Raw genomic sequence first — 17,210 nt, forward strand, 5'->3', positions numbered from 1 at the left:
GTTTTTCGAAGGGTTACCGGGTGTGTGAAGACTGCGCAAGGACCGCGAGAAACGCATCAGCCAATACGCTTTTTCTTGCCGTAGGGGTCAGCACCAGCAACTGAGCACAGGCATCTACCTCAGCCATCGGCTTATACGTAACGCCCTTATTCATCAAGCTCTGCGTGCATTCCGGCACCAATGCCACGCCTTGCCCGGCGGCCACCAGCGCAATGATCGAAGTGATCTGCCGTCCGGTCGGCCCGGCACGCAGGGGCACACCGTGGTGCCGGTAAAGTTGCTCGATGGACTGGTTCAACCCCGACCCATAATCCGACGGAAACAGAATCAACGGATATGCACTGAGCTGCGCCAAACTGACATCAGGCTGGCCGGCCAAAGGGCTGTCGCTGGACACGGCCGCCACCAAGCGTTCCTCACCGAGCGATTGTGCGTGTACCTCTTGATTCTGCGGCAATAGGCGACTTAGCCCGATATCCAGCCGCCCGTCAGCCACGCGCGCGCCGAGGCTGCCGGACGCGCACTCCACCAAGGTCAACTGCACTTCGGGAAAGCCTTGCGCAAAAGTCTGGATCGCTTGGCTGAACAGATCCGACAAGGCGATTGAGCTGACGTACCCCAGCGACAATTGCCCCGCAGTGCCCGCTGCCAGTTTGCCGGCGATGACCTGCGCCAATGCCACCTGCTCCAACACGCCGCGTGCATAGGGCAGGAACGAACGGCCCTGAGCCGTGAGGGTCACCGTGCGGCTGGTGCGATCAAACAGCTTGAACCCCAACTCCGCCTCCAGCGCTGAAATTTGCCGCGTCAGTGGCGGCTGCGCCAGGTGCAGGCGAAGTGCTGCTCGACCGAAGTGCAATTCTTCGGCGACCGTCAGAAAGTAACGCAGCTTGCGTAGGTCGAGCATCCTGTTCCCTGGGTATTGATCGGTTCGAAATCGGTATTGGTTTAAGACCCGTCGGCCATTCTATAAAGACCTCACAAAATAAAACGAGAGGTTTCATGAAACCGCGCCTGCATTGTGCCCGTCTTGCCCTGTTCCTGTGTGGCTGCGCGGCGTTTCTTAACCTCTATGCCACCCAGAGCATCCTGCAGACCTTTGCCGCGCAGTTTCACATCAGCGCCAAGGCCGCGGGCTGGAGTATCACGGTCACCACCCTGGCCGTGGCGGTCACTGCACCCTTTGTCAGCCGGCTGACCGGGCGCTTCGAGCAACGCACCGTCATCAGCGTGGCCGCGCTGTTGTTGGCGGTGCCCGCACTGATGACCGCGTACGCCGACAGCTTTGCCCAAGTGCTGGTATGGCGGTGCGTGCAAGGTCTGTTGATTCCGGTGGTGTTCGCAACCAGTGTGGCCTACATCGGTGACCGTTGGCGTGGCGGCACGGTCACCGAAGTCACCAGCCTTTATGTGGCGGGCACTGTGTTGGGCGGGTTCGCCGGGCGCTTCGTCACGGGGGTGATGACTGAATACGTGGGCTGGCGGGAAGCCTTCGAATGGTTGGCCGTATTGAGCCTGATGGTGGGCGGGTTTATCCAATTCCTGCTGCCCTCAAACCGACCGCGCACCGAGCGACTTAACACGTCATCCTCGGGCATTTTCCGCAAACCGCTGTTGGCCGCCTACGCCGTAGGTTTTTGCGTGTTGTTCTGCCAAGTTGCGGCCTTTACTTACGCGGGTTTGTACCTTGGCTTGCCGCCGTTCAACCTCGGGCCTGCGGCGTTGGGCACGCTGTACATGGTGTTTCTACTGGCCTTGATCGTGATCCCCCTCGCGGGCCGCCTCAGCAAAGCCCGGCCCCACGCCGAGCTGCTGGGTATCGCCGCCGTGCTCGGTGTCAGTGGCTCGGCGCTGACCCTGGCGCCTTCGCTGGGCTGCATCGTCGTCGGCCTGGCGCTCAGTTCCACCGGCGTGTTCCTCGCCCAGGCCGCTGCCAATGCGTTCATCACCGCCACCGCCGGTGACAACAAGGCGGGCGCCGTGGGGGTTTACCTCACGTGTTACTACCTGGGCGGCAGTTGCGGTGCCATCGCACCGGCATTGATCTGGGAGCAGTGGGGCTGGGCCGGCTGCGTGGCACTGATTATCGGTTTTCAACTGCTGACCCTGCTGATCGCACTGACCGGCTGGAAGCTTCATCCACCTGCGTTGATTCAAACCCCATGAACGACACCGTCGCCGTGCCTGCCCGCGCCCCCTCCACGCGCCGCCGCGCGCTGATTACCGGTTGCAGCGCCCACGCCGTACACGATGGCCTCACCGACGTCATCTACGTGCTGCTGCCGATCTGGCAGGCGCAATTCGCCTTGTCCTACGCTCAAATCGGCCTATTGCGCGGCGCCTACTCCGGGATGATGGCCGTGTTCCAACTCATGGCCAGCCGCGCCGCCAAACGTTGGGGGCGTATACCGTTGCTGGTGGGCGGCACCGCGTTGGCAGGTATCGCTTACTTATTGGTGGGGCAAGCCACCGGGCTTGGCATGTTGTTGCTGGCTTTGCTATTGGGTGGGCTGGGAGCGAGTACCCAACACCCGCTGGCCTCTTCGATGATTACCGATGCTTATGAGGACGGTGGTGGGGTCAAGCAGGCGTTATCGCAATACAACTTTTCCGGTGACATCGGCAAAACCCTGATCCCGGGGTTGGTGGGCTTGCTGCTGACGGTCATCAGTTGGCGTGCCAGCGCGACCCTGCTGGGGTTGCTCGGGCTGGCGGCGGCAGGGCTGCTGTGGTGGTGGGCGCCTGCTCCGGTGTGCGAATCCGCCGCGACAAAAAACGCCAGGCCCTTGAGTCGAACCGGCTCGGTCATCGGCCTGCGCGCGCTGATCCTCACCGGCACCCTCGACAGCGCCGTGCGCATGGGTTTCCTCACGTTCCTGCCGTTCCTGCTGCAAGCCAAAGGTGCGGGCACGGCGGGTATTGGCCTGGCCTTGACCCTGCTGTTCATTGGCGGTGCGTTCGGCAAATTGTTCTGCGGCTACCTCGGTGCCCGCATCGGCATGATGAAGACCGTATGGCTGACGGAAACCGGCACGGCACTGCTGATCGTCGCCGCCGTGTACCTGCCGCTGGGTGGCTTGATGGCGATGTTGCCGGTGTTGGGCCTGGTGCTGAACGGCACGTCTTCGGTGCTCTACGGCGCCGTGCCGGACCTGGCCGGCGCCGGCAAACGCGAGCAGGCGTTTGCGCTGTTCTACACCGGCACGATAGGCGGCGGGGCGCTGGCGCCGGTGGTGTTTGGCGGGTTAGGCGATGCGTTGGGTGTGCCGCTGGCGGTGCTGGTGCTGGCGGGGATGTTGTGTGCGACGTTGCCGTTGGCGTGGGTGGTGCAGCGGGGGATAGCCGTGGACCGTTGACTGGCTCGTTTCGGATGGAAAACTCAGTTCCGTCCTACGTAATTGCACGGGCTGCATGGTTGTAAAGTTCGCGCTTCAAAAATCCCGGCGCACTTTTCGAATGCCTATCAATCAGTGACGAGTGGCTGTTGCGTGATAGGAAACGATCCGAATAAGCGTGCTATGCGCCAATGACGTATGGGCGTAGGTAGGATATTTGTCGAATCACCCGTATTTACCGAGGACCTGCCCGCCCACCATCGCTACCTGGCCCTGGCCATTCAGCAAATGCTTGAATTGGGGCTGATGCTGGTGGAAGCGGCGCAGGACGGTGTGGACCGCGCCGCGTAGGTTCTTGCGCGCACCGCAACCGGCTTGCCTTCCCAGGCCGCCCATACCACGGGGGAGGGGATCCAAAATACGCAAGTCACCTTAAAGGGACGCGGTCAACGTAAACGGAATGCGCAACGCGCCGATTGGCCCTTCCCGTGCCCCGCACATTTCATCGTGTACGCACTGCTGCACCAGCACGCAAGGAAACGGCGGAACCCGTTGCAACAGGTCGCGCAAATGCGTGGTGGAGCCGATGCGCATCGGCTTGGCGTCGTCGTCCAACAGCGTCATCTCGACATGATCCAACTTGACGCGCGCGATGTAGAAACCCCCTTCCAGCGACAGCAGTTCCAGCTCACGCACTTCGCCCTTTACCGCCAGTTCGGTCAGCATTTTCATATTCATGATTCACCCTCACTCTCGGTCGTTCATTGGCGACGGAAAAACAACGTGATCTGGCCCCATTCGACGCCGAACTTGGTCATGCTGGAACGGTTGATCAAGGTGTCCTCGTCCATCAAGTACATCCAGTCGTCCAGGCTGACTTCGTACACCGAACCGTCCACCGGCAGGTTGAGTCGGTAGCGCCAACGCAGTGCGTTACCCGCCACTTCGCCGATTGCGTCGCCGACCACATCACCGGCGCGCCCGCGCCAGCGGCCAGGGCCATCCGGGGTTAGCGTCCACACTCGCTGCTGGCGCGTGCCATCGCTGTACAGGAACCGTTCGTCAAGAATGAGCGCGTCGCCCTCGCGCCGGCTGGTGATATTCACTTCAAAGCGCTTGGCCACTTCCCCCGAGCGCTTCTGGAAGATCCCCCACGCCTTGACGGGTTTGCTGAAGAAGCGTTGCAGGTCCAACTGCGGCTGCTGGTCGGCGTAGTGGTCGACCCCTACGCTGCTGCAACTGCTTAAACTCAACACCAGCAACAATGAAACCAGTAGACGTGTCATTGCCCGGCTCCGGGATCGTACGTGGCGAAGTGCCAACGCTCAGACTTGATACTTGTACAGAAATATTGATTTGTACAGGTTTAACCGGACGAATGACGGGTAACTCAAATCGCGCCCATAAAAAAACCGGTCACCAGGAACCGGTTTTTTTTACGCATCCCGCGTCAGAACTATCCTGACGTGAGTGCACTGTTTGAGTGGAGCGGGTAGAGGGAATCGAACCCTCAACTAAAGCTTGGGAAGCTTTCGTTTTGCCACTAAACTATACCCGCTCAGAGCGGCTGACTTTGTACCAGATGTTCGCCGGGATTTGAAGTTTTTCTTCGAGAAATGTGTGGGTTGCGTTCATCCAGCCAGTCGACGAACGGACCTCATACTCGCGCAAGCTTGTGTGGGAGCGGGCTTGCCCGCGATGGCGTCACCTGAGTGCAACTGATACACCGAGGCGCTTGCATCGCGGGCAAGCCCGGCTCCCACATGAGCGGTTCAGATCGCAAAGGCATGCTGCGTCTGCCCCTGGTGATAGCGCAATCGACCCACCTGCCGCTCTGGTTTCAAAAAGCCCACCACCGCCTCTCGACTATCCCGGCATGCCGCCTTGTGTTCCATGTCCAGGAAATGCCCGGTCGCCTGGATGGTGCTGAAGCTGCTGTTGGCCACATGCTGGCCAAACAATTTGGCGTCTTCAGCGCTGGTGTATTCATCCCATTCGCCATTCAAAAACAGCACTGGAATGTCGATCTGCCGGGCCGCCTTGAGGTAGCACAGCCGATCGCTGTTGAGCACGTGGCTGATGTGGAAGTGCATCTGCCCGTATTCGTGCTCGGCCAGGCTACTCACGTGTTTGTAGTTGAAGCGTTTGAACAGCGACGGCAGGTGTTTGCCGATGGTGCTGTTGACCAGGTGGCCGACGCGGTCGCGGTCGAGGTTGCCGAGGTAGTCGACGCCGCGTTCAAGGTAGTCGCGCATGGGCGCGTTGATCACCGGTGAGAACGAGCTGATCACCGCCTTTTCCACGCGCCGTGGCCGGTGGGCGAGGGCAACCAGGGTGGCGGCGCCGCCCCAGGAAAACGACAGAATGTGTTCAGCGGCGAAGTGGTCGATGAGTTCCAGCAGCAGCTGGCCTTCGACTTCCTTCGTCAGCATCTTCTCATGACGATTATGGATTTTGGAGCGGCCGGCGTAGGGCTGGTCGTACAAAACCACGTTGAATTGCGGATACAGGCTTTTCACGGTTTGGGCGAAGGACGCCGTGGTGGCCATGGAGCCGTTGACCAGGATAATGGTCTTGGCCGCTGCGTCCGCGCGATAGAACTCCGTGTAAACCCGATACTGACCCTGTATATCCAGCACAGCGATTTCTGGCCTCATGTCGTAAGACTCCTGGCAAGCGGGTAGTGCGCGCAGAACACTCTGCACGAGCTTTGTGACAGGTAGGCATACGCCTGGAAGAGGAGGGCCCATGTCGGTCCGATGGCGGCTGGCCGAGAGGTATTGTTATGGCGGGCTGTTTGCCTGGAAGGCCCGTAGATCAAGCGCGGGCGGGGCAAGGTGTTTCTTGGAGGTTATAGGCGACTCATCAGTCATAATTTGGCTGACGTCTTGATTCAAGCAGCAGAGCCGCCGCCTCGCAAGGCAATAAATGGGTTTTTTGCCATCACCGGCCGAACGGTCATCAGACCTGTTGGATTTCGTCGTCAGTCAGGGCTCGATATTCGCCGGGTGCAAGGCCTGCATCCAGCGCCAAAGGGCCCATGCGCTCGCGGTGCAGGCCGATCACCTTGTTATCGAAATGCCCGAACATACGCTTCACCTGGTGATAGCGGCCTTCGATGATGCTCAGTCGCGCTGTCCTTGGCCCCAGCAGTTCCAGCTCGGCGGGCTGGGTGGTGAGGTCTTCAAACGCGAAATACACACCCGCCGCAAACGTCACCGCGTACTCCGGGCCGATGGTCTGCTCGGTTTGCACGCGGTAAACCTTGGGCAGTTTGGTCTGCGGCTGTGTCAGGCGCCGTGACCACTGGCCGTCGTTGGTGATTAGCATCAGCCCGGTGGTGTTGAAATCCAGGCGCCCGGCAATATGCAGTTCGCCCTTGTCGGGTTCATCCAGCAGGTCGAGGACGGTCGCGTGTTGTGGGTCAGAGGTGGCGCTGACGCAGCCTTGAGGTTTGTGCAGCATGAAATAACGCGCCGGTTTGCCGGCCTGCACAACCTCATGGTCAACGCACACGCGGCTGAATTCGCGCACGTCATGGTGCGGATCGCTGACGGCCACGCCATCGACCGTCACCCGTCGCTCAACCAGCAGCAAGCGCACTTGCTGGCGATTGAAACGCGGCAAATTGCTGAGGAAACGATCAACGCGCATTACGCTGAACCCGCCTCACGCAATTGCGCCTCCACCTGCGCGCACCGTGGGCACAGGCAGGCGGTGTTGCGCAGTTCGTCGGGCAGGGCTTCGAGCACCGCCGGGTCAATGCTGACGCTGTAGCACCAGCAGGCTTGGTCGGCGGTGCGCGGGTCGGCCAGGGCGCAGTCGTTGCGCGCACCACAGGCGGGGCAAAGGGTTGGCGTGTTCATCAGTCGGTTCAGGCTGTATCGGGCAGGGCTGTGCGGTTCCCAGCACGATACAGCGCCGCCGCGCTATTGCAAGCTGCGCAGGTAGCCACGCCAGCCGCCGAAGTGGCTGATATCCACGGCGCCCGTCAAACCGTAGGGCTCGCAGATGAACCCACTTTCCCAGCGGCCGTCCGCCAGTTGCACCTTGCCGATGCCCAAAGGCGCAGGGATACCGGTCAGGAACGACCCGAGTTCGCTGCTCGGCAGCTCCCACACTTCCACCTCGATCGCCACGCCACCCTCGCTCACCCGCAGCATGCCGGGGCGATAAGGTGGCCCGCCGGCCAGGGCGAACAATTGATAGTCCGCTGAGCTGTGGGTGCACGCCAGCAAGCGCGCGCCCCGGCGTAATAATTGCGGGTTCAGCGCCAGCCCTTGCAGGTGCGCGCCGCACACCACCAGCCGCGTGACGTCATGGTTGGCGCTGCCTGCCGGTGCGCCCAGTGACGCATCCTGCTGGCGTTGCAACGCATCCGCTACACCCAGCAAGTATTGATCGGTAAACGCCCGACCAAACAGCGTCACGCCCCAGGGCAACCCGTTTTCCATCAAGCCGCTGGGCACGGCGACGGCCGCGTAGTCCAGCAAGTTCATGAAGTTGGTGTAGTAGCCCAGTTCGGCATTGCGCAGCACCGGCTCGGCGCGCAGTTCTTCCAGCGTGACCGGGCGACCAATGGTCGGCGTCAGCACGCAATCGAGTGTGTTGAGCAAGCGGTCACATTGTGCTTTCAAGGCTTGCAGACGGTACTGAGCACGGAAGGTGTCGACGCCGGTCACCGCCGGCGCCTTGGCCAACACGGCACGAATCACCGGCAGCACCGCTTCTGGATCACGCACCATCAATTCACCCGCGACGCTGTAGCGCTCGGCCACCCACGGCCCTTCGTAGAGCAGGCGCGCGGCGTCGAGGAAGGGCGACAGGTCCAGCGTGACGGGCTCGCCGCCGAGCGCAATCAGGCGCGCGATGGCCTGCTGGAACAGCAGTGGGCCTTGCTCGCAGCCGAAGAATTCCAGGTCCTGCTCGCGCGGCACGCCAAAGCGAAACGGCTTCGGCGTGCCGAATGCCGAGGCATCATTCCAGGCCGGGTTCTGGCGGCTGTATGCATCCAGCGGGTCCAGCCTGGCGGTTAACCCCAGCAACTGGCTGGCTTCGCGCGCGGTGCGCGTAAAGGTGGTGACGCAATCCAGCGTACGGCACGCCGGCACCACACCCGCCGTGGAAATCAGCCCTTTGCTCGCCTTGAGCCCCACCAGGTTATTCAGCGCCGCCGGCACCCGCCCGGAACCGGCGGTGTCGGTGCCCAGGGCAAAACTCGCCACGCCCAGGGCGACGGCCAACGACGACCCCGCGCTGGAACCGCCCGCGGGATACTCCGGCAACACACTGTTGGGGCAGGCGCCATAGGGCGAGCGGCTGCCATTGAGCCCGGTGGCGAACTGATCCAGGTTGGTCTTGCCCAGCGGCACCGCGCCCAAGGCGATCAGTTGCTCGACAATCGTCGCGCTGCGCGTCGGTACATAGGCAAAGGCCGGGCAGGCTGCGGTGGTGGGAATGCCCGCCAGGTCGATGTTGTCCTTGATTGCAAAGGGCACGCCGAACAGCGGCAATTCGGACGGCTCGCGAGCGTCCAGTGCCGCCAGGTACGGCTCCAGTTCCGCCACGCTGAGCAGGTGGATAAACAGGTGATAGTCAGGGTTCAACTGCGCCGCTTTTTCGCGCAATTGCAGCAGCAGATCGCGGGGCGTGGTGTCGCCGCTGAGGTAGGCATTGCGCAGGTTGTCCAGTTGCAGATTCATGGCTTGTCCGCCTGTCGAAAAAGAAAAGTCAGTCACGTTCCAGCACCATCACCCGTTGCCCGGCACTGATGCCGCTGCCGGGTTGCACCGGGATCTCGCGCACGGTGCCGGCGCAGGGCGCGATTACCGGGATTTCCATTTTCATGGACTCAAGCACCACCAACACATCGCCGCCCAGCACCCGCTCGCCCGCCGTCACCTGGACTTGCCAGAGGTTGCCGGCGATAGGGCTGTCGACACTGATTTCATTGGCCTGCAGCGGCGAGTCAGCGCCCAATGGCAGCGCCGGTTCTTCACTGTGGTAGTGCGCCTGGCCACTGGCGATCCAGCGTTCGCGCTCGGCATTAAACGCGTGCTGCTGGTGCTCGCGAAACGCGTCGATACTTGAGGCCTCCCGCGCCAGAAAGTCCTGGTAATCCGCCAGGTTCAACTGGCTGTGTTCGATGTTCAATGCAAAGCGTCCGAGCGGGAAATCCCGACGGATCTGCACCAACTCATCGCTGCTCACCGGGTAGAACCGGATCTGGTCAAAGAACCGCAACAACCACGGTTTGCCGTCAAACGCCGCGACTTCCCTGTAGCGGTTCCACATCTGCAAGGTGCGCCCCACAAACTGATAGCCGCCCGGGCCTTCCATGCCATAGACGCACAGGTAGGCGCCGCCGATGCCCACCGAGTTTTCGGCGGTCCAGGTGCGGGCCGGGTTGTATTTGGTGGTCACCAGACGATGACGCGGGTCCAGCGGCGTCGCCACCGGCGCGCCGAGGTAGACGTCGCCCAGGCCCATCACCAGGTAGCTGGCGTCGAACACGGTATGGCGTACTTCATCGAGGTTGGCCAGGTCGTTGATGCGTCGGATGAACTCCAGGTTGCTCGGGCACCACGGCGCGTCCTTGCGCACGGTGGTCATGTATTTTTCGATCGCCAGCTGGCACGCCGGGTCGTCCCACGACAGCGGCAAATGCACGATGCGCGAGGGCACTTGCAGGTTCGGCGTGGCGCACACGGCGGCCCAGTGTGTGGTGATCAGCGGCAGCAGGTCGGCCAATGGCAGGTGTTCGGGCTGGTAGTGGATTTGCAGCGAGCGGATGCCCGGCGTCAGGTCGAGCACGCCGGGCAGGGCGCGGGCTTCAAGCGCCTGCATGAGGGCGTGGGCACGAAAGCGCAGCACCAGGTCGAGTTCGGCGGCGCCAATTTCCAGCAGCAGGTGGGTGTCGCCGGCGAGGCGCGCGACCAGGCGGGTGTCGGCCTGGCCGATGTTCAGCACCACAGGCGACTCGAGGTTAAGTGGCGGGTGGCCAGTGTGGGAGCCGGGCTTGCCCGCGATGGCATCACTGGGGTCTGTCTGAAGTACCGAGTGGCTGCTATCGCAGGCAAGCCAGCTCCCACATTGATCCCATTTCAAGGCGAGCTCACGCGCGGTCTGAAGGTTCACCGGCTCGAAGCGCAGTTTGTCTCCCGCCTTCAATTGCCCCAACTGCCAAAGGTCGGCCTCGATCACCGTCACCGGGCACACGAACCCGCCCAGGCTCGGCCCATCCGGCCCGAGGATCACCGGCATGTCGCCGGTAAAATCCACTGCGCCTATCGCGTAGGGATTGTCATGGATGTTCGACGGGTGCAGCCCCGCTTCGCCGCCGTCCGTGCGTGCCCACACAGGCTTCGGCCCGATCAGGCGCACGCCGGTGCGGCTGGAGTTGAAATGCACTTCCCAGTGGGTGGCGAAGAAGGTGTCGATGTACTCGGGCTTGAAGTATTCCGGCGCACCGTGCGGGCCATAAATCACGCGCAGCGTGCGTGTTTGCGCCAAGGGTTCGGCGACCAGGCGTTGCCCCGCGCGCGTGTCCTGCAAGGGCAACAGGTGCAGCACATCACCCGCGCGCAACGCCCGCCCGCCATGCCCGCCGAACTGGCCAAGCGTGAACGTGCTTTGACTGCCCAGATAGTCCGGCACCTGCAGGCCGCCCCGCAGGCACAGGTAACTGCGCGCGCCGGGTCCTGCGATGCTGCCAAGGCTTAACACCGAACCGGGGGCAATCAACAGCGCGGTATTCATCGGCACTGCTTGCTCGTTCAGCAACAGAGGAATATCGGCGCCCGTCACGGCCACCACGGCAGCGCAGTTGAAGCGCACCATCGGCCCACTCATGGTGATTTCCAACGCTGCGGCGCCGTCGCGATTACCCAGCAGGCGATTACCCAAACGCAACGCACGGCTGTCCATCGGCCCGGACGGTGGCACGCCGACGGCCCAGTACCCGAGGCGCCCCGGGTAGTCCTGCACACTGGTTTGCGTGCCGGCGCTGAGCACTTCAACGGTGTCGGCGCTGTAGGCCAGGCCTTCCAGGCAGCGCGTCCACGGCCGACCGCTGGCGAAAGGCGTGGCCAGCAAAATCTGGCGCAGGTAGTCGCGGTTGGTTTCCACGCCGTAGAGCTGGCTGTCGCTCAACGCTTGATGCAAATCCAGGCGCGCCTGTTCGCGGGTCGGCGCCCAGGTGATGAGCTTGGCGATCATCGGATCGAAGTACGCTGGAATCTCGCAACCGGCTTCTACCCAGGTATCGATGCGCAACCCCTCGGCAGTCGGGAAGTCCACGCGGGTCAACAGGCCTGGGCTGGGCTGGAAATCCTTGCCCGGGTCTTCCGCATACAGGCGCGCTTGGATCGCATGGCCACGGGGTTGCCGCACCAGCCCGCTCAATGGTGGTAATTCACCCGCCGCCAGTTGCACCATCCAGCGCACCAGGTCCACGCCCCACACTTGCTCGGTCACGCCGTGTTCCACCTGCAGGCGCGTGTTCACTTCTAGGAAGTAGAAGCGGCCATCGGCGCTGTCAAAGATAAATTCCACGGTGCCGGCACTGCGGTAGTTCACGGCTTTGGCCAGGGTGATGGCGGCCGCGCACAAGGCCTCGGCCATGCCGTCGGGCAGGTTTGGCGCGGGGGTTTCTTCGAGGACTTTCTGGTTGCGCCGTTGCACGGAGCAGTCGCGCACGCCGAGGGCGATCACCTCGCCAGTGCCGTCGCCAAACACCTGCACTTCCAGATGGCGAGCGTGCTCGATGTACTTCTCGATGAACACACCGGCGTCGCTGAAATTGTTCTGCCCCAGGCGCTTGACGGCCTCGAAGGACTCGCTCAACTCGGCTGCGCTGCGGCACACGCGCATGCCAATGCCACCACCGCCGGCGGTGCTTTTGAGCATGACTGGGTAGCCCACCGTGTCTGCCGCTGTCAGCGCTGCATCAAGGCTGTCGAGCAGCTCGGTGCCTTCCAGCAAGGGGATCTGATGGTGCTTGGCCAAGGCCCGTGCGGTGTGCTTGAGCCCGAATACGCGCAGCTGTTCAGGCGCCGGCCCGACGAAGGCGATACCCGCGTTTTCGCAGGCTTCGGCGAAAGCGGCGTTTTCCGAGAGGAAGCCGTAGCCGGGATGAATCGCCCGGGCCCCACAGGCCTTGGCGGTGGCGAGGATTTTTTCCATCGCCAGGTAGGTACTGGCCGCCGCGCCTTCACCGAGGCTGTAGGCTTCGTCGGCCTGCTGGATATGCAGGCTGGCCGCATCGGCTTCGGCGTACACCGCAATGCCTTTGACGTGCAGCGCGCGCAAGGTGCGCAGGATGCGGCAGGCGATGGCGCCACGGTTGGCGATCAAGAGTTTTTCGAACATGGCAAAACCCTGCGGGCCGTCCCGCCAATTGGGGTGCGCGCCAGGGTCGTCCGTGGCGCAAATCTCGGGTGGTGAAAGCGGTCAACTGTGGGAACGGGCTTGCCCGCGATGGCGGTGTGTCTGTCCCCTTATTTATTGGAAGATTCACCTCCATCGCAGGCAAGCCAGCTCCCACAGGGAACCTTCAGCGTTTTTGCAGGCACTGCCCGGCGCGGGCCTGGCACAGGGCAAATAACCAACGGCGCAGGCGCTTGAGTTTCAGTTCCATACCAGTAGCTCCGCAGGGGTTGGGTTGTAGGCGTTGCACGGGTTGTTCAGTTGCGGGCAGTTGGAAATCAGCACGATCACGTCCATCTCCGCGCGCAGGTCGACGTACTTGCCAGGGGCGGAGATGCCGTCTTCAAACGTCAGCCCACCGTCGGCCGTGACCGGCACATTCATGAAGAAATTGATGTTCGGCCCGATGTCGCTTTTGCCCAGACGCCCGTCGTGCGCACAGGCGCGCAGGTAGTTATCGCGGCAGCTGTGCATGTAGCGTTTTTCCAGGGCATAGCGCACGGTGTTGCTCTCTTGGGCACAGGCGCCGCCGAGGGTGTCGTGACGCCCGCAGGTGTCGTCGACGAGGGTCAGCATCGGCTGGCCAAGGTTGGAATACAGCACGCTGCCGGTGCTCAGGTACACGCTGTTTTGCCGACGTAACGTGCGTTGCACGTCGTAGCGCTCGCGCGGGTTTTTAAGGCTGTAGAACAACGTGTCGACAGCCTGGTTGCCTTCAAGGTCGAGGATGCGCAACGTCTGGCCGGCCTTGACCTCCATCAGCCACGGCTCGCCGGCGGGAATCGTGGCGCGGTACACGGCGGCGTCCGGGTGTTTCAGTGCGATAGACATGGCAGCTCCTCAGGCGAACAGGCGGTCGGTGTTGATAAAGCCGCGCTCGTTTTCCGGGCGCGAGGTGCGGCAGTGTTCGGCGACACTGGGGTCTGCGTTCATCCAGCTGAGTTTCAGCGGCTGTGGGGCGTAGTTCGGGTTGGGGTCCATCGGGTGTTGCAAGGCGGTCAGCACCACCAGCGTGTCCATCGGCGCGTAGAGCTCGATGTAGTCGCCGGCCTTGGAATTGCCCGGCACAAAGTGCAAGCCACCGTCGCTCTCGACGTTGACGCGGCTGAACAGGTTGAGGGTCATCAGCAGGTCGGACAGCCCCAGGCCCCACTTGCCCAATTCCACCAACAGGTTATCGGTGCCGTTGCGAAAGAAGCCGTTGCGCAGCTCTTGATAGCGGCCCTGGCCGTACTTCTCGGCCACTTCGCAGGCACACAACACACCGCCGATGCTGTCACTCCAGCCGCAGGTGTCGGCGGTGATGGCGGCCAGCACGCGGCCCATGTCCGAGTACAGGCAATGGCCGCTGGTGAGCTTGGCGGTGTGTTGGCACTTGAGGCTGTCGGGCAGGTTCAGGCGCTCGGTTTTTTCGTTGGCGTTGAGCAGGGTCAGGCTGACGTTGGCACCGCCGCGCAGGTCGGTGAGGCGCAGCAGTTGGCCGCGCTTGAGCACAAAGGAACGGTGGCCGCCGCCGGGCAGCATCTCTTCGGCGAACGGGGGAAACAATTGAGTGGAATCGGTCATTTGGAAGTCGCTCCAAGTTCGGCGGCGAGCGCTTTGCGGCGCTCGCTGTTCAAAGGGATGTCGTAGGTGATGCGCGCGCCATAGGCGCCGGGGGCGTGGGGGTCGACGCGAACCTTGTCGAACACCAGCAAGCGCGTGCCGAGGCTGAAGCCTTCACTCAGGTCGTGGGTGACCATGAACACCGTCAGCCGGGTTTCGCGCCACAGCGCCAGCAGCAGCTGGTGCATGTCTTTGCGAATGCCCGGGTCGAGGGCGCCGAAGGGTTCGTCCAGCAGCAAGACGCGGGGTTTCATGATCAGGGCCTGGGCGATGGCCAGGCGTTGTTGCATGCCGCCGGAGAGCTGCGCCGGGTATTTGTCCAGCGCGTGGTCCAGGCCGACCTTACGCAGCAGGGCGGCAGCCTGTTCACGTGCGTGGTGTTTGGCGCTGCCGAACAGCCGGCCCAGCAATGGCGAGCGGGGTAGCTCAAGGCCGAGGGCGACGTTATCCAGCACGGTCAAATGCGGGAACACGGAGTAGCGCTGGAACACCACGCCACGGCTCGCATCCGGCTCGGCAGCGAGCGCCTGGCCATCCAGCAGGATCTGGCCCTTGCTCGCGGTTTCCTGGCCCAGCAGCAGGCGCAGGAAGGTGGATTTGCCGCAACCCGAGGTACCGACCAGCGTGCAAAACTCACCCTCGTCGACCTGCAGGTTGAGCCCTTCCAGCACCACTTGGTCACCATAGCGCTGCCACACATTGTTGACGCTGATAAAGCTCATGCCCGCGCTCCTTCGTACCAGGGGAACGCACGCCGCGTCAGGGTTTTGAGGCCCCAGTCCATCAGCCAGGCGAGCAGGGTGATCCACACCACGTAAGGCAGAATCACGTCCATCGCCAGGTAGCGGCGCACCAGGAAAATCCGGTAGCCCAAACCGTCAGTGGAGGCGATGGCCTCGGCGGCGATCAGGAACAGCCACGCCGAGCCGAGCATCAGCCGCAGCGAGATCAGCAGACGCGGCAGCAGTTGCGGGAGCACCACACGCAGCATCAGGGTCCAGGTGGAGGCGCCGAGGGTCTGCGCCTTGACCAGCAACTCGACGGGAATTTCCCGGGCGCGCTGTTCCAGGTCGCGCGCCAGGGCCGGTGTGATGCCGATGACGATCAGCATGACTTTGGACAGCTCCCCCAGCCCGAACACGATGAACAGGATGGGCAGGATCGCCAGCGGCGGCACCATCGACAGCACCGTGAGCAAAGGCGACAACGGCGCGCCAAACAGCGGCAGCGTCCCGGCGGCGATGCCCAGGCACAGGCCGGCGAGGGCGCTGATCCCCAGGCCGATAGCCAGGCGGCGCAGGCTCGACGCGCTGTCTTGCCACAGCACGTATTCACCGGTGCGGGTGTCGGCGCTGAACGCCAGGCGTTGCAGGGCGTCGCCCATTTGCACGGCGCTGGGCAGCAGCTTGTCGTTGGGGTTGTCCGCCAGGCGCTCGGCCGAGCCCACAAAGTAGGCGAACAGCAGCAGGGCGAACGGCAGCATCACCAACAACAGGCGACTGGAGCGTTCCGGGTGGCGGTTGATCAGGCGCATGGCCGGTTCCTCTTACAGCGTGCCGTCGGCGGCCATTTGCACGTAGCTGGGGTCGAACTGCAGCTTGAGGTTGGCGGTGTCGCCGCTGGTCACGCCGTTGGCGAAGCGCATGCCCACGGCGCTGGTGTCTTTGGCGCCTTCGCCGAGCAGGCCGTGCGCAAACGAGAACTCGGCGACCTTGCGCATGGTGGCGGGCAACTGCGCGCTGGTGGCGAAGGCCAGCGCTTCCTTGGGGGTGGCGAACAGCTTGGTGGTGTCCAGTTGCGACTGGAAACCCTTGAGGTCGGTGCCGGAGGCTTTGGCCATGTGCTCCAACGCTTCGGTGCTGGCCGCGTTTTTGGCGTTCATCAGCGCAACCACTTCGAACCAGGCGCCGGTCAACGCTTTGCCCAGCTTGGGGTTGTCTTTGAGGGTCTGGGTGTTGACCACCATCATGTCCATGATTTCGCCGGGCACTTTGCTGGAGTCGAACACTTCGGTGACGCCCGGTTTAGCCCTGATCTCAGAAAGCATCGGGTTCCAGGTGGTGACGGCTTGCACCTGGTCGGTGTTGAAGGCCGCGGCGATATCGGCGTCGGAGGTGTTGACGACTTTCAGGTCTTTTTCGGTGAGGTCGGCCGACTCCAGGGCGCGGGCCAGCAGGTAGTGGGACACCGAGAGTTCCACCAGGTTGACGTTCATGCCCTTGAGGTCGGCCACGGTCTTGCCGGTGCCCTTGATCACCACGCCATCGTTGCCGTTGGAGAAGTCACTGACCACCAGCGCGGTGCTGTCCACGCCACCGGCGGCGGGAATGGTCAGGGCGTCCATGTTGGTCATGGTGCAGCCGTCGAACTGGCCGGCGGTGTACTGGTTGATGGATTCGACATAGTCATTGAGCTGCACCATGTCGATTTTGATGCCGTACTTCTTGGCCCACTTGTCGAGGATGCCTTGGCTGCCGGCGTATTCCCACGGCATCCAGCCGGCATAAATCGTCCAGCACACGCTGAAGTGGTCTTTGGGGGCGGCTTGGGTCTGAACGCTCATCACGGCGGCAAAGGCCGCGGCGAGCAGGGCGGGTAAACGAATTGAGGGCATGGGGTTTCTCCAGTTGATCAAGGGCGAGCAGGAGCAACGCGGCACCGTAAACGGTGGCTTGTCTCCCGGGCTTTTATCCCGCCGTGTAACCTCAACTGGAGGTCGCCAACTCTCGGACCAGCCACTCGCGATCAGCGAGCCGGAACCCTAGTCAGCCATTGCAAATTGTGGTGCCGCGAACCTGTAATCAATCCTGCACGAGGGAGCTAAAGCGAGAGTCGTGCCAAGTG

Annotated in this window: 16 protein-coding genes, 1 tRNA gene and 1 riboswitch; of the genes, 3 read left to right on the forward strand and 14 right to left on the reverse strand. The window is 62.8% G+C overall.

Features of this window, described 5'->3' with window-relative positions; translation table 11 throughout:
* Nucleotides 1-13 precede the first annotated feature (13 nt).
* Nucleotides 14-907: a LysR family transcriptional regulator gene (locus CPH89_RS18115; RefSeq protein ID WP_053254864.1), complete on the reverse strand. Its 894-nt coding sequence runs from the start codon at nt 905-907 to the stop codon at nt 14-16.
* Nucleotides 908-1,002: 95 nt separating this feature from the next.
* Between CPH89_RS18115 and CPH89_RS18120 the strand changes: the two genes are divergently transcribed.
* The 3 genes from CPH89_RS18120 to CPH89_RS30175 all read left to right on the forward strand — a co-directional run bounded on the left by CPH89_RS18120 (nt 1,003) and on the right by CPH89_RS30175 (nt 3,686).
* Nucleotides 1,003-2,166, forward strand: coding sequence for an MFS transporter (locus CPH89_RS18120; protein ID WP_053254865.1), 1,164 nt, complete (start codon nt 1,003-1,005; stop codon nt 2,164-2,166).
* The gene (locus CPH89_RS18125) at nt 2,163-3,356 is read left to right on the forward strand and encodes an MFS transporter (RefSeq protein ID WP_053254866.1); all 1,194 of its coding nucleotides are present in this window, start codon (nt 2,163-2,165) and stop codon (nt 3,354-3,356) included. The genes CPH89_RS18120 and CPH89_RS18125 overlap by 4 nt, the downstream gene beginning before the upstream one ends.
* A gap of 177 nt (nt 3,357-3,533) precedes the next feature.
* Entirely contained in the window at nt 3,534-3,686 is a 153-nt protein-coding gene (locus tag CPH89_RS30175) for a DUF6124 family protein (protein ID WP_155512279.1), read from the forward strand.
* A gap of 81 nt (nt 3,687-3,767) precedes the next feature.
* Here CPH89_RS30175 and CPH89_RS18130 read toward each other — a convergent pair whose 3' ends face one another.
* The 13 genes from CPH89_RS18130 to CPH89_RS18190 form a co-directional block, all read right to left on the reverse strand.
* On the reverse strand, nt 3,768-4,073 hold the full coding sequence (locus tag CPH89_RS18130; protein ID WP_053254867.1) for a DUF6482 family protein: 306 nt from the start codon (nt 4,071-4,073) through the stop codon (nt 3,768-3,770).
* Between the two features lie 23 nt (nt 4,074-4,096).
* Nucleotides 4,097-4,621, reverse strand: a complete 525-nt coding sequence (locus tag CPH89_RS18135; RefSeq protein ID WP_053254868.1) for a DUF3833 domain-containing protein — start codon at nt 4,619-4,621, stop codon at nt 4,097-4,099.
* Nucleotides 4,622-4,819: 198 nt separating this feature from the next.
* Nucleotides 4,820-4,893 (reverse strand) — tRNA-Gly (locus tag CPH89_RS18140).
* Nucleotides 4,894-5,107: 214 nt separating this feature from the next.
* Nucleotides 5,108-5,992 (reverse strand): alpha/beta fold hydrolase, encoded by an 885-nt coding sequence (locus CPH89_RS18145; protein WP_053254869.1) that lies wholly within the window; start codon nt 5,990-5,992, stop codon nt 5,108-5,110.
* A gap of 304 nt (nt 5,993-6,296) precedes the next feature.
* Nucleotides 6,297-6,989 carry a 16S rRNA pseudouridine(516) synthase gene (locus CPH89_RS18150; RefSeq protein WP_053254870.1) on the reverse strand — a complete coding sequence of 231 codons (693 nt, stop codon included), beginning with the start codon at nt 6,987-6,989 and terminating at the stop codon, nt 6,297-6,299.
* Nucleotides 6,989-7,201: a cysteine-rich CWC family protein gene (locus tag CPH89_RS18155; RefSeq protein WP_053254871.1), complete on the reverse strand. Its 213-nt coding sequence runs from the start codon at nt 7,199-7,201 to the stop codon at nt 6,989-6,991. Before CPH89_RS18155 ends, CPH89_RS18150 begins: the two co-directional genes overlap by 1 nt.
* 63 nt (nt 7,202-7,264) lie before the next feature.
* On the reverse strand, nt 7,265-9,037 hold the full coding sequence (gene atzF / locus CPH89_RS18160; protein ID WP_053254872.1) for an allophanate hydrolase: 1,773 nt from the start codon (nt 9,035-9,037) through the stop codon (nt 7,265-7,267).
* Between the two features lie 28 nt (nt 9,038-9,065).
* Nucleotides 9,066-12,704, reverse strand: a complete 3,639-nt coding sequence (gene uca / locus CPH89_RS18165) for an urea carboxylase (RefSeq protein WP_053254873.1) — start codon at nt 12,702-12,704, stop codon at nt 9,066-9,068.
* Between the two features lie 258 nt (nt 12,705-12,962).
* The gene (locus CPH89_RS18170; protein ID WP_053254874.1) at nt 12,963-13,592 is read right to left on the reverse strand and encodes an urea amidolyase associated protein UAAP2; all 630 of its coding nucleotides are present in this window, start codon (nt 13,590-13,592) and stop codon (nt 12,963-12,965) included.
* Nucleotides 13,593-13,601: 9 nt separating this feature from the next.
* Complete coding sequence (locus tag CPH89_RS18175; protein WP_053254875.1) at nt 13,602-14,327, reverse strand: urea amidolyase associated protein UAAP1; 726 nt, start codon at nt 14,325-14,327, stop codon at nt 13,602-13,604.
* Nucleotides 14,324-15,088, reverse strand: a complete 765-nt coding sequence (locus tag CPH89_RS18180; RefSeq protein WP_053254876.1) for an ABC transporter ATP-binding protein — start codon at nt 15,086-15,088, stop codon at nt 14,324-14,326. The genes CPH89_RS18175 and CPH89_RS18180 overlap by 4 nt, the downstream gene beginning before the upstream one ends.
* The gene (locus CPH89_RS18185) at nt 15,085-15,900 is read right to left on the reverse strand and encodes an ABC transporter permease (RefSeq protein ID WP_053254877.1); all 816 of its coding nucleotides are present in this window, start codon (nt 15,898-15,900) and stop codon (nt 15,085-15,087) included. Before CPH89_RS18185 ends, CPH89_RS18180 begins: the two co-directional genes overlap by 4 nt.
* A 12-nt stretch (nt 15,901-15,912) precedes the next feature.
* Nucleotides 15,913-16,980 (reverse strand): putative urea ABC transporter substrate-binding protein, encoded by a 1,068-nt coding sequence (locus tag CPH89_RS18190; protein WP_053254878.1) that lies wholly within the window; start codon nt 16,978-16,980, stop codon nt 15,913-15,915.
* Nucleotides 16,981-17,040: 60 nt separating this feature from the next.
* Nucleotides 17,041-17,142: riboswitch (guanidine-I (ykkC/yxkD leader) on the reverse strand.
* Nucleotides 17,143-17,210 lie beyond the last annotated feature (68 nt).

It is taken from the genome of Pseudomonas fluorescens (genome assembly GCF_900215245.1).
Lineage (GTDB): Bacteria > Pseudomonadota > Gammaproteobacteria > Pseudomonadales > Pseudomonadaceae > Aquipseudomonas > Aquipseudomonas fluorescens.

Coding starts and splice junctions, on each gene's coding strand:
- CPH89_RS30175 (WP_155512279.1), top strand. CDS start 3,534: ATGGGCGTAGGTAGGATATTTGTCGAATCACCCGTATTTACCGAGGAC.
- uca (WP_053254873.1), bottom strand. CDS start 12,704: ATGTTCGAAAAACTCTTGATCGCCAACCGTGGCGCCATCGCCTGCCGC.
- CPH89_RS18170 (WP_053254874.1), bottom strand. CDS start 13,592: ATGTCTATCGCACTGAAACACCCGGACGCCGCCGTGTACCGCGCCACG.
- CPH89_RS18135 (WP_053254868.1), bottom strand. CDS start 4,621: ATGACACGTCTACTGGTTTCATTGTTGCTGGTGTTGAGTTTAAGCAGT.
- CPH89_RS18120 (WP_053254865.1), top strand. CDS start 1,003: ATGAAACCGCGCCTGCATTGTGCCCGTCTTGCCCTGTTCCTGTGTGGC.
- CPH89_RS18115 (WP_053254864.1), bottom strand. CDS start 907: ATGCTCGACCTACGCAAGCTGCGTTACTTTCTGACGGTCGCCGAAGAA.
- CPH89_RS18130 (WP_053254867.1), bottom strand. CDS start 4,073: ATGAATATGAAAATGCTGACCGAACTGGCGGTAAAGGGCGAAGTGCGT.
- CPH89_RS18155 (WP_053254871.1), bottom strand. CDS start 7,201: ATGAACACGCCAACCCTTTGCCCCGCCTGTGGTGCGCGCAACGACTGC.
- CPH89_RS18175 (WP_053254875.1), bottom strand. CDS start 14,327: ATGACCGATTCCACTCAATTGTTTCCCCCGTTCGCCGAAGAGATGCTG.
- CPH89_RS18185 (WP_053254877.1), bottom strand. CDS start 15,900: ATGCGCCTGATCAACCGCCACCCGGAACGCTCCAGTCGCCTGTTGTTG.
- CPH89_RS18190 (WP_053254878.1), bottom strand. CDS start 16,980: ATGCCCTCAATTCGTTTACCCGCCCTGCTCGCCGCGGCCTTTGCCGCC.
- atzF (WP_053254872.1), bottom strand. CDS start 9,037: ATGAATCTGCAACTGGACAACCTGCGCAATGCCTACCTCAGCGGCGAC.
- CPH89_RS18125 (WP_053254866.1), top strand. CDS start 2,163: ATGAACGACACCGTCGCCGTGCCTGCCCGCGCCCCCTCCACGCGCCGC.
- CPH89_RS18180 (WP_053254876.1), bottom strand. CDS start 15,088: ATGAGCTTTATCAGCGTCAACAATGTGTGGCAGCGCTATGGTGACCAA.
- CPH89_RS18150 (WP_053254870.1), bottom strand. CDS start 6,989: ATGCGCGTTGATCGTTTCCTCAGCAATTTGCCGCGTTTCAATCGCCAG.
- CPH89_RS18145 (WP_053254869.1), bottom strand. CDS start 5,992: ATGAGGCCAGAAATCGCTGTGCTGGATATACAGGGTCAGTATCGGGTT.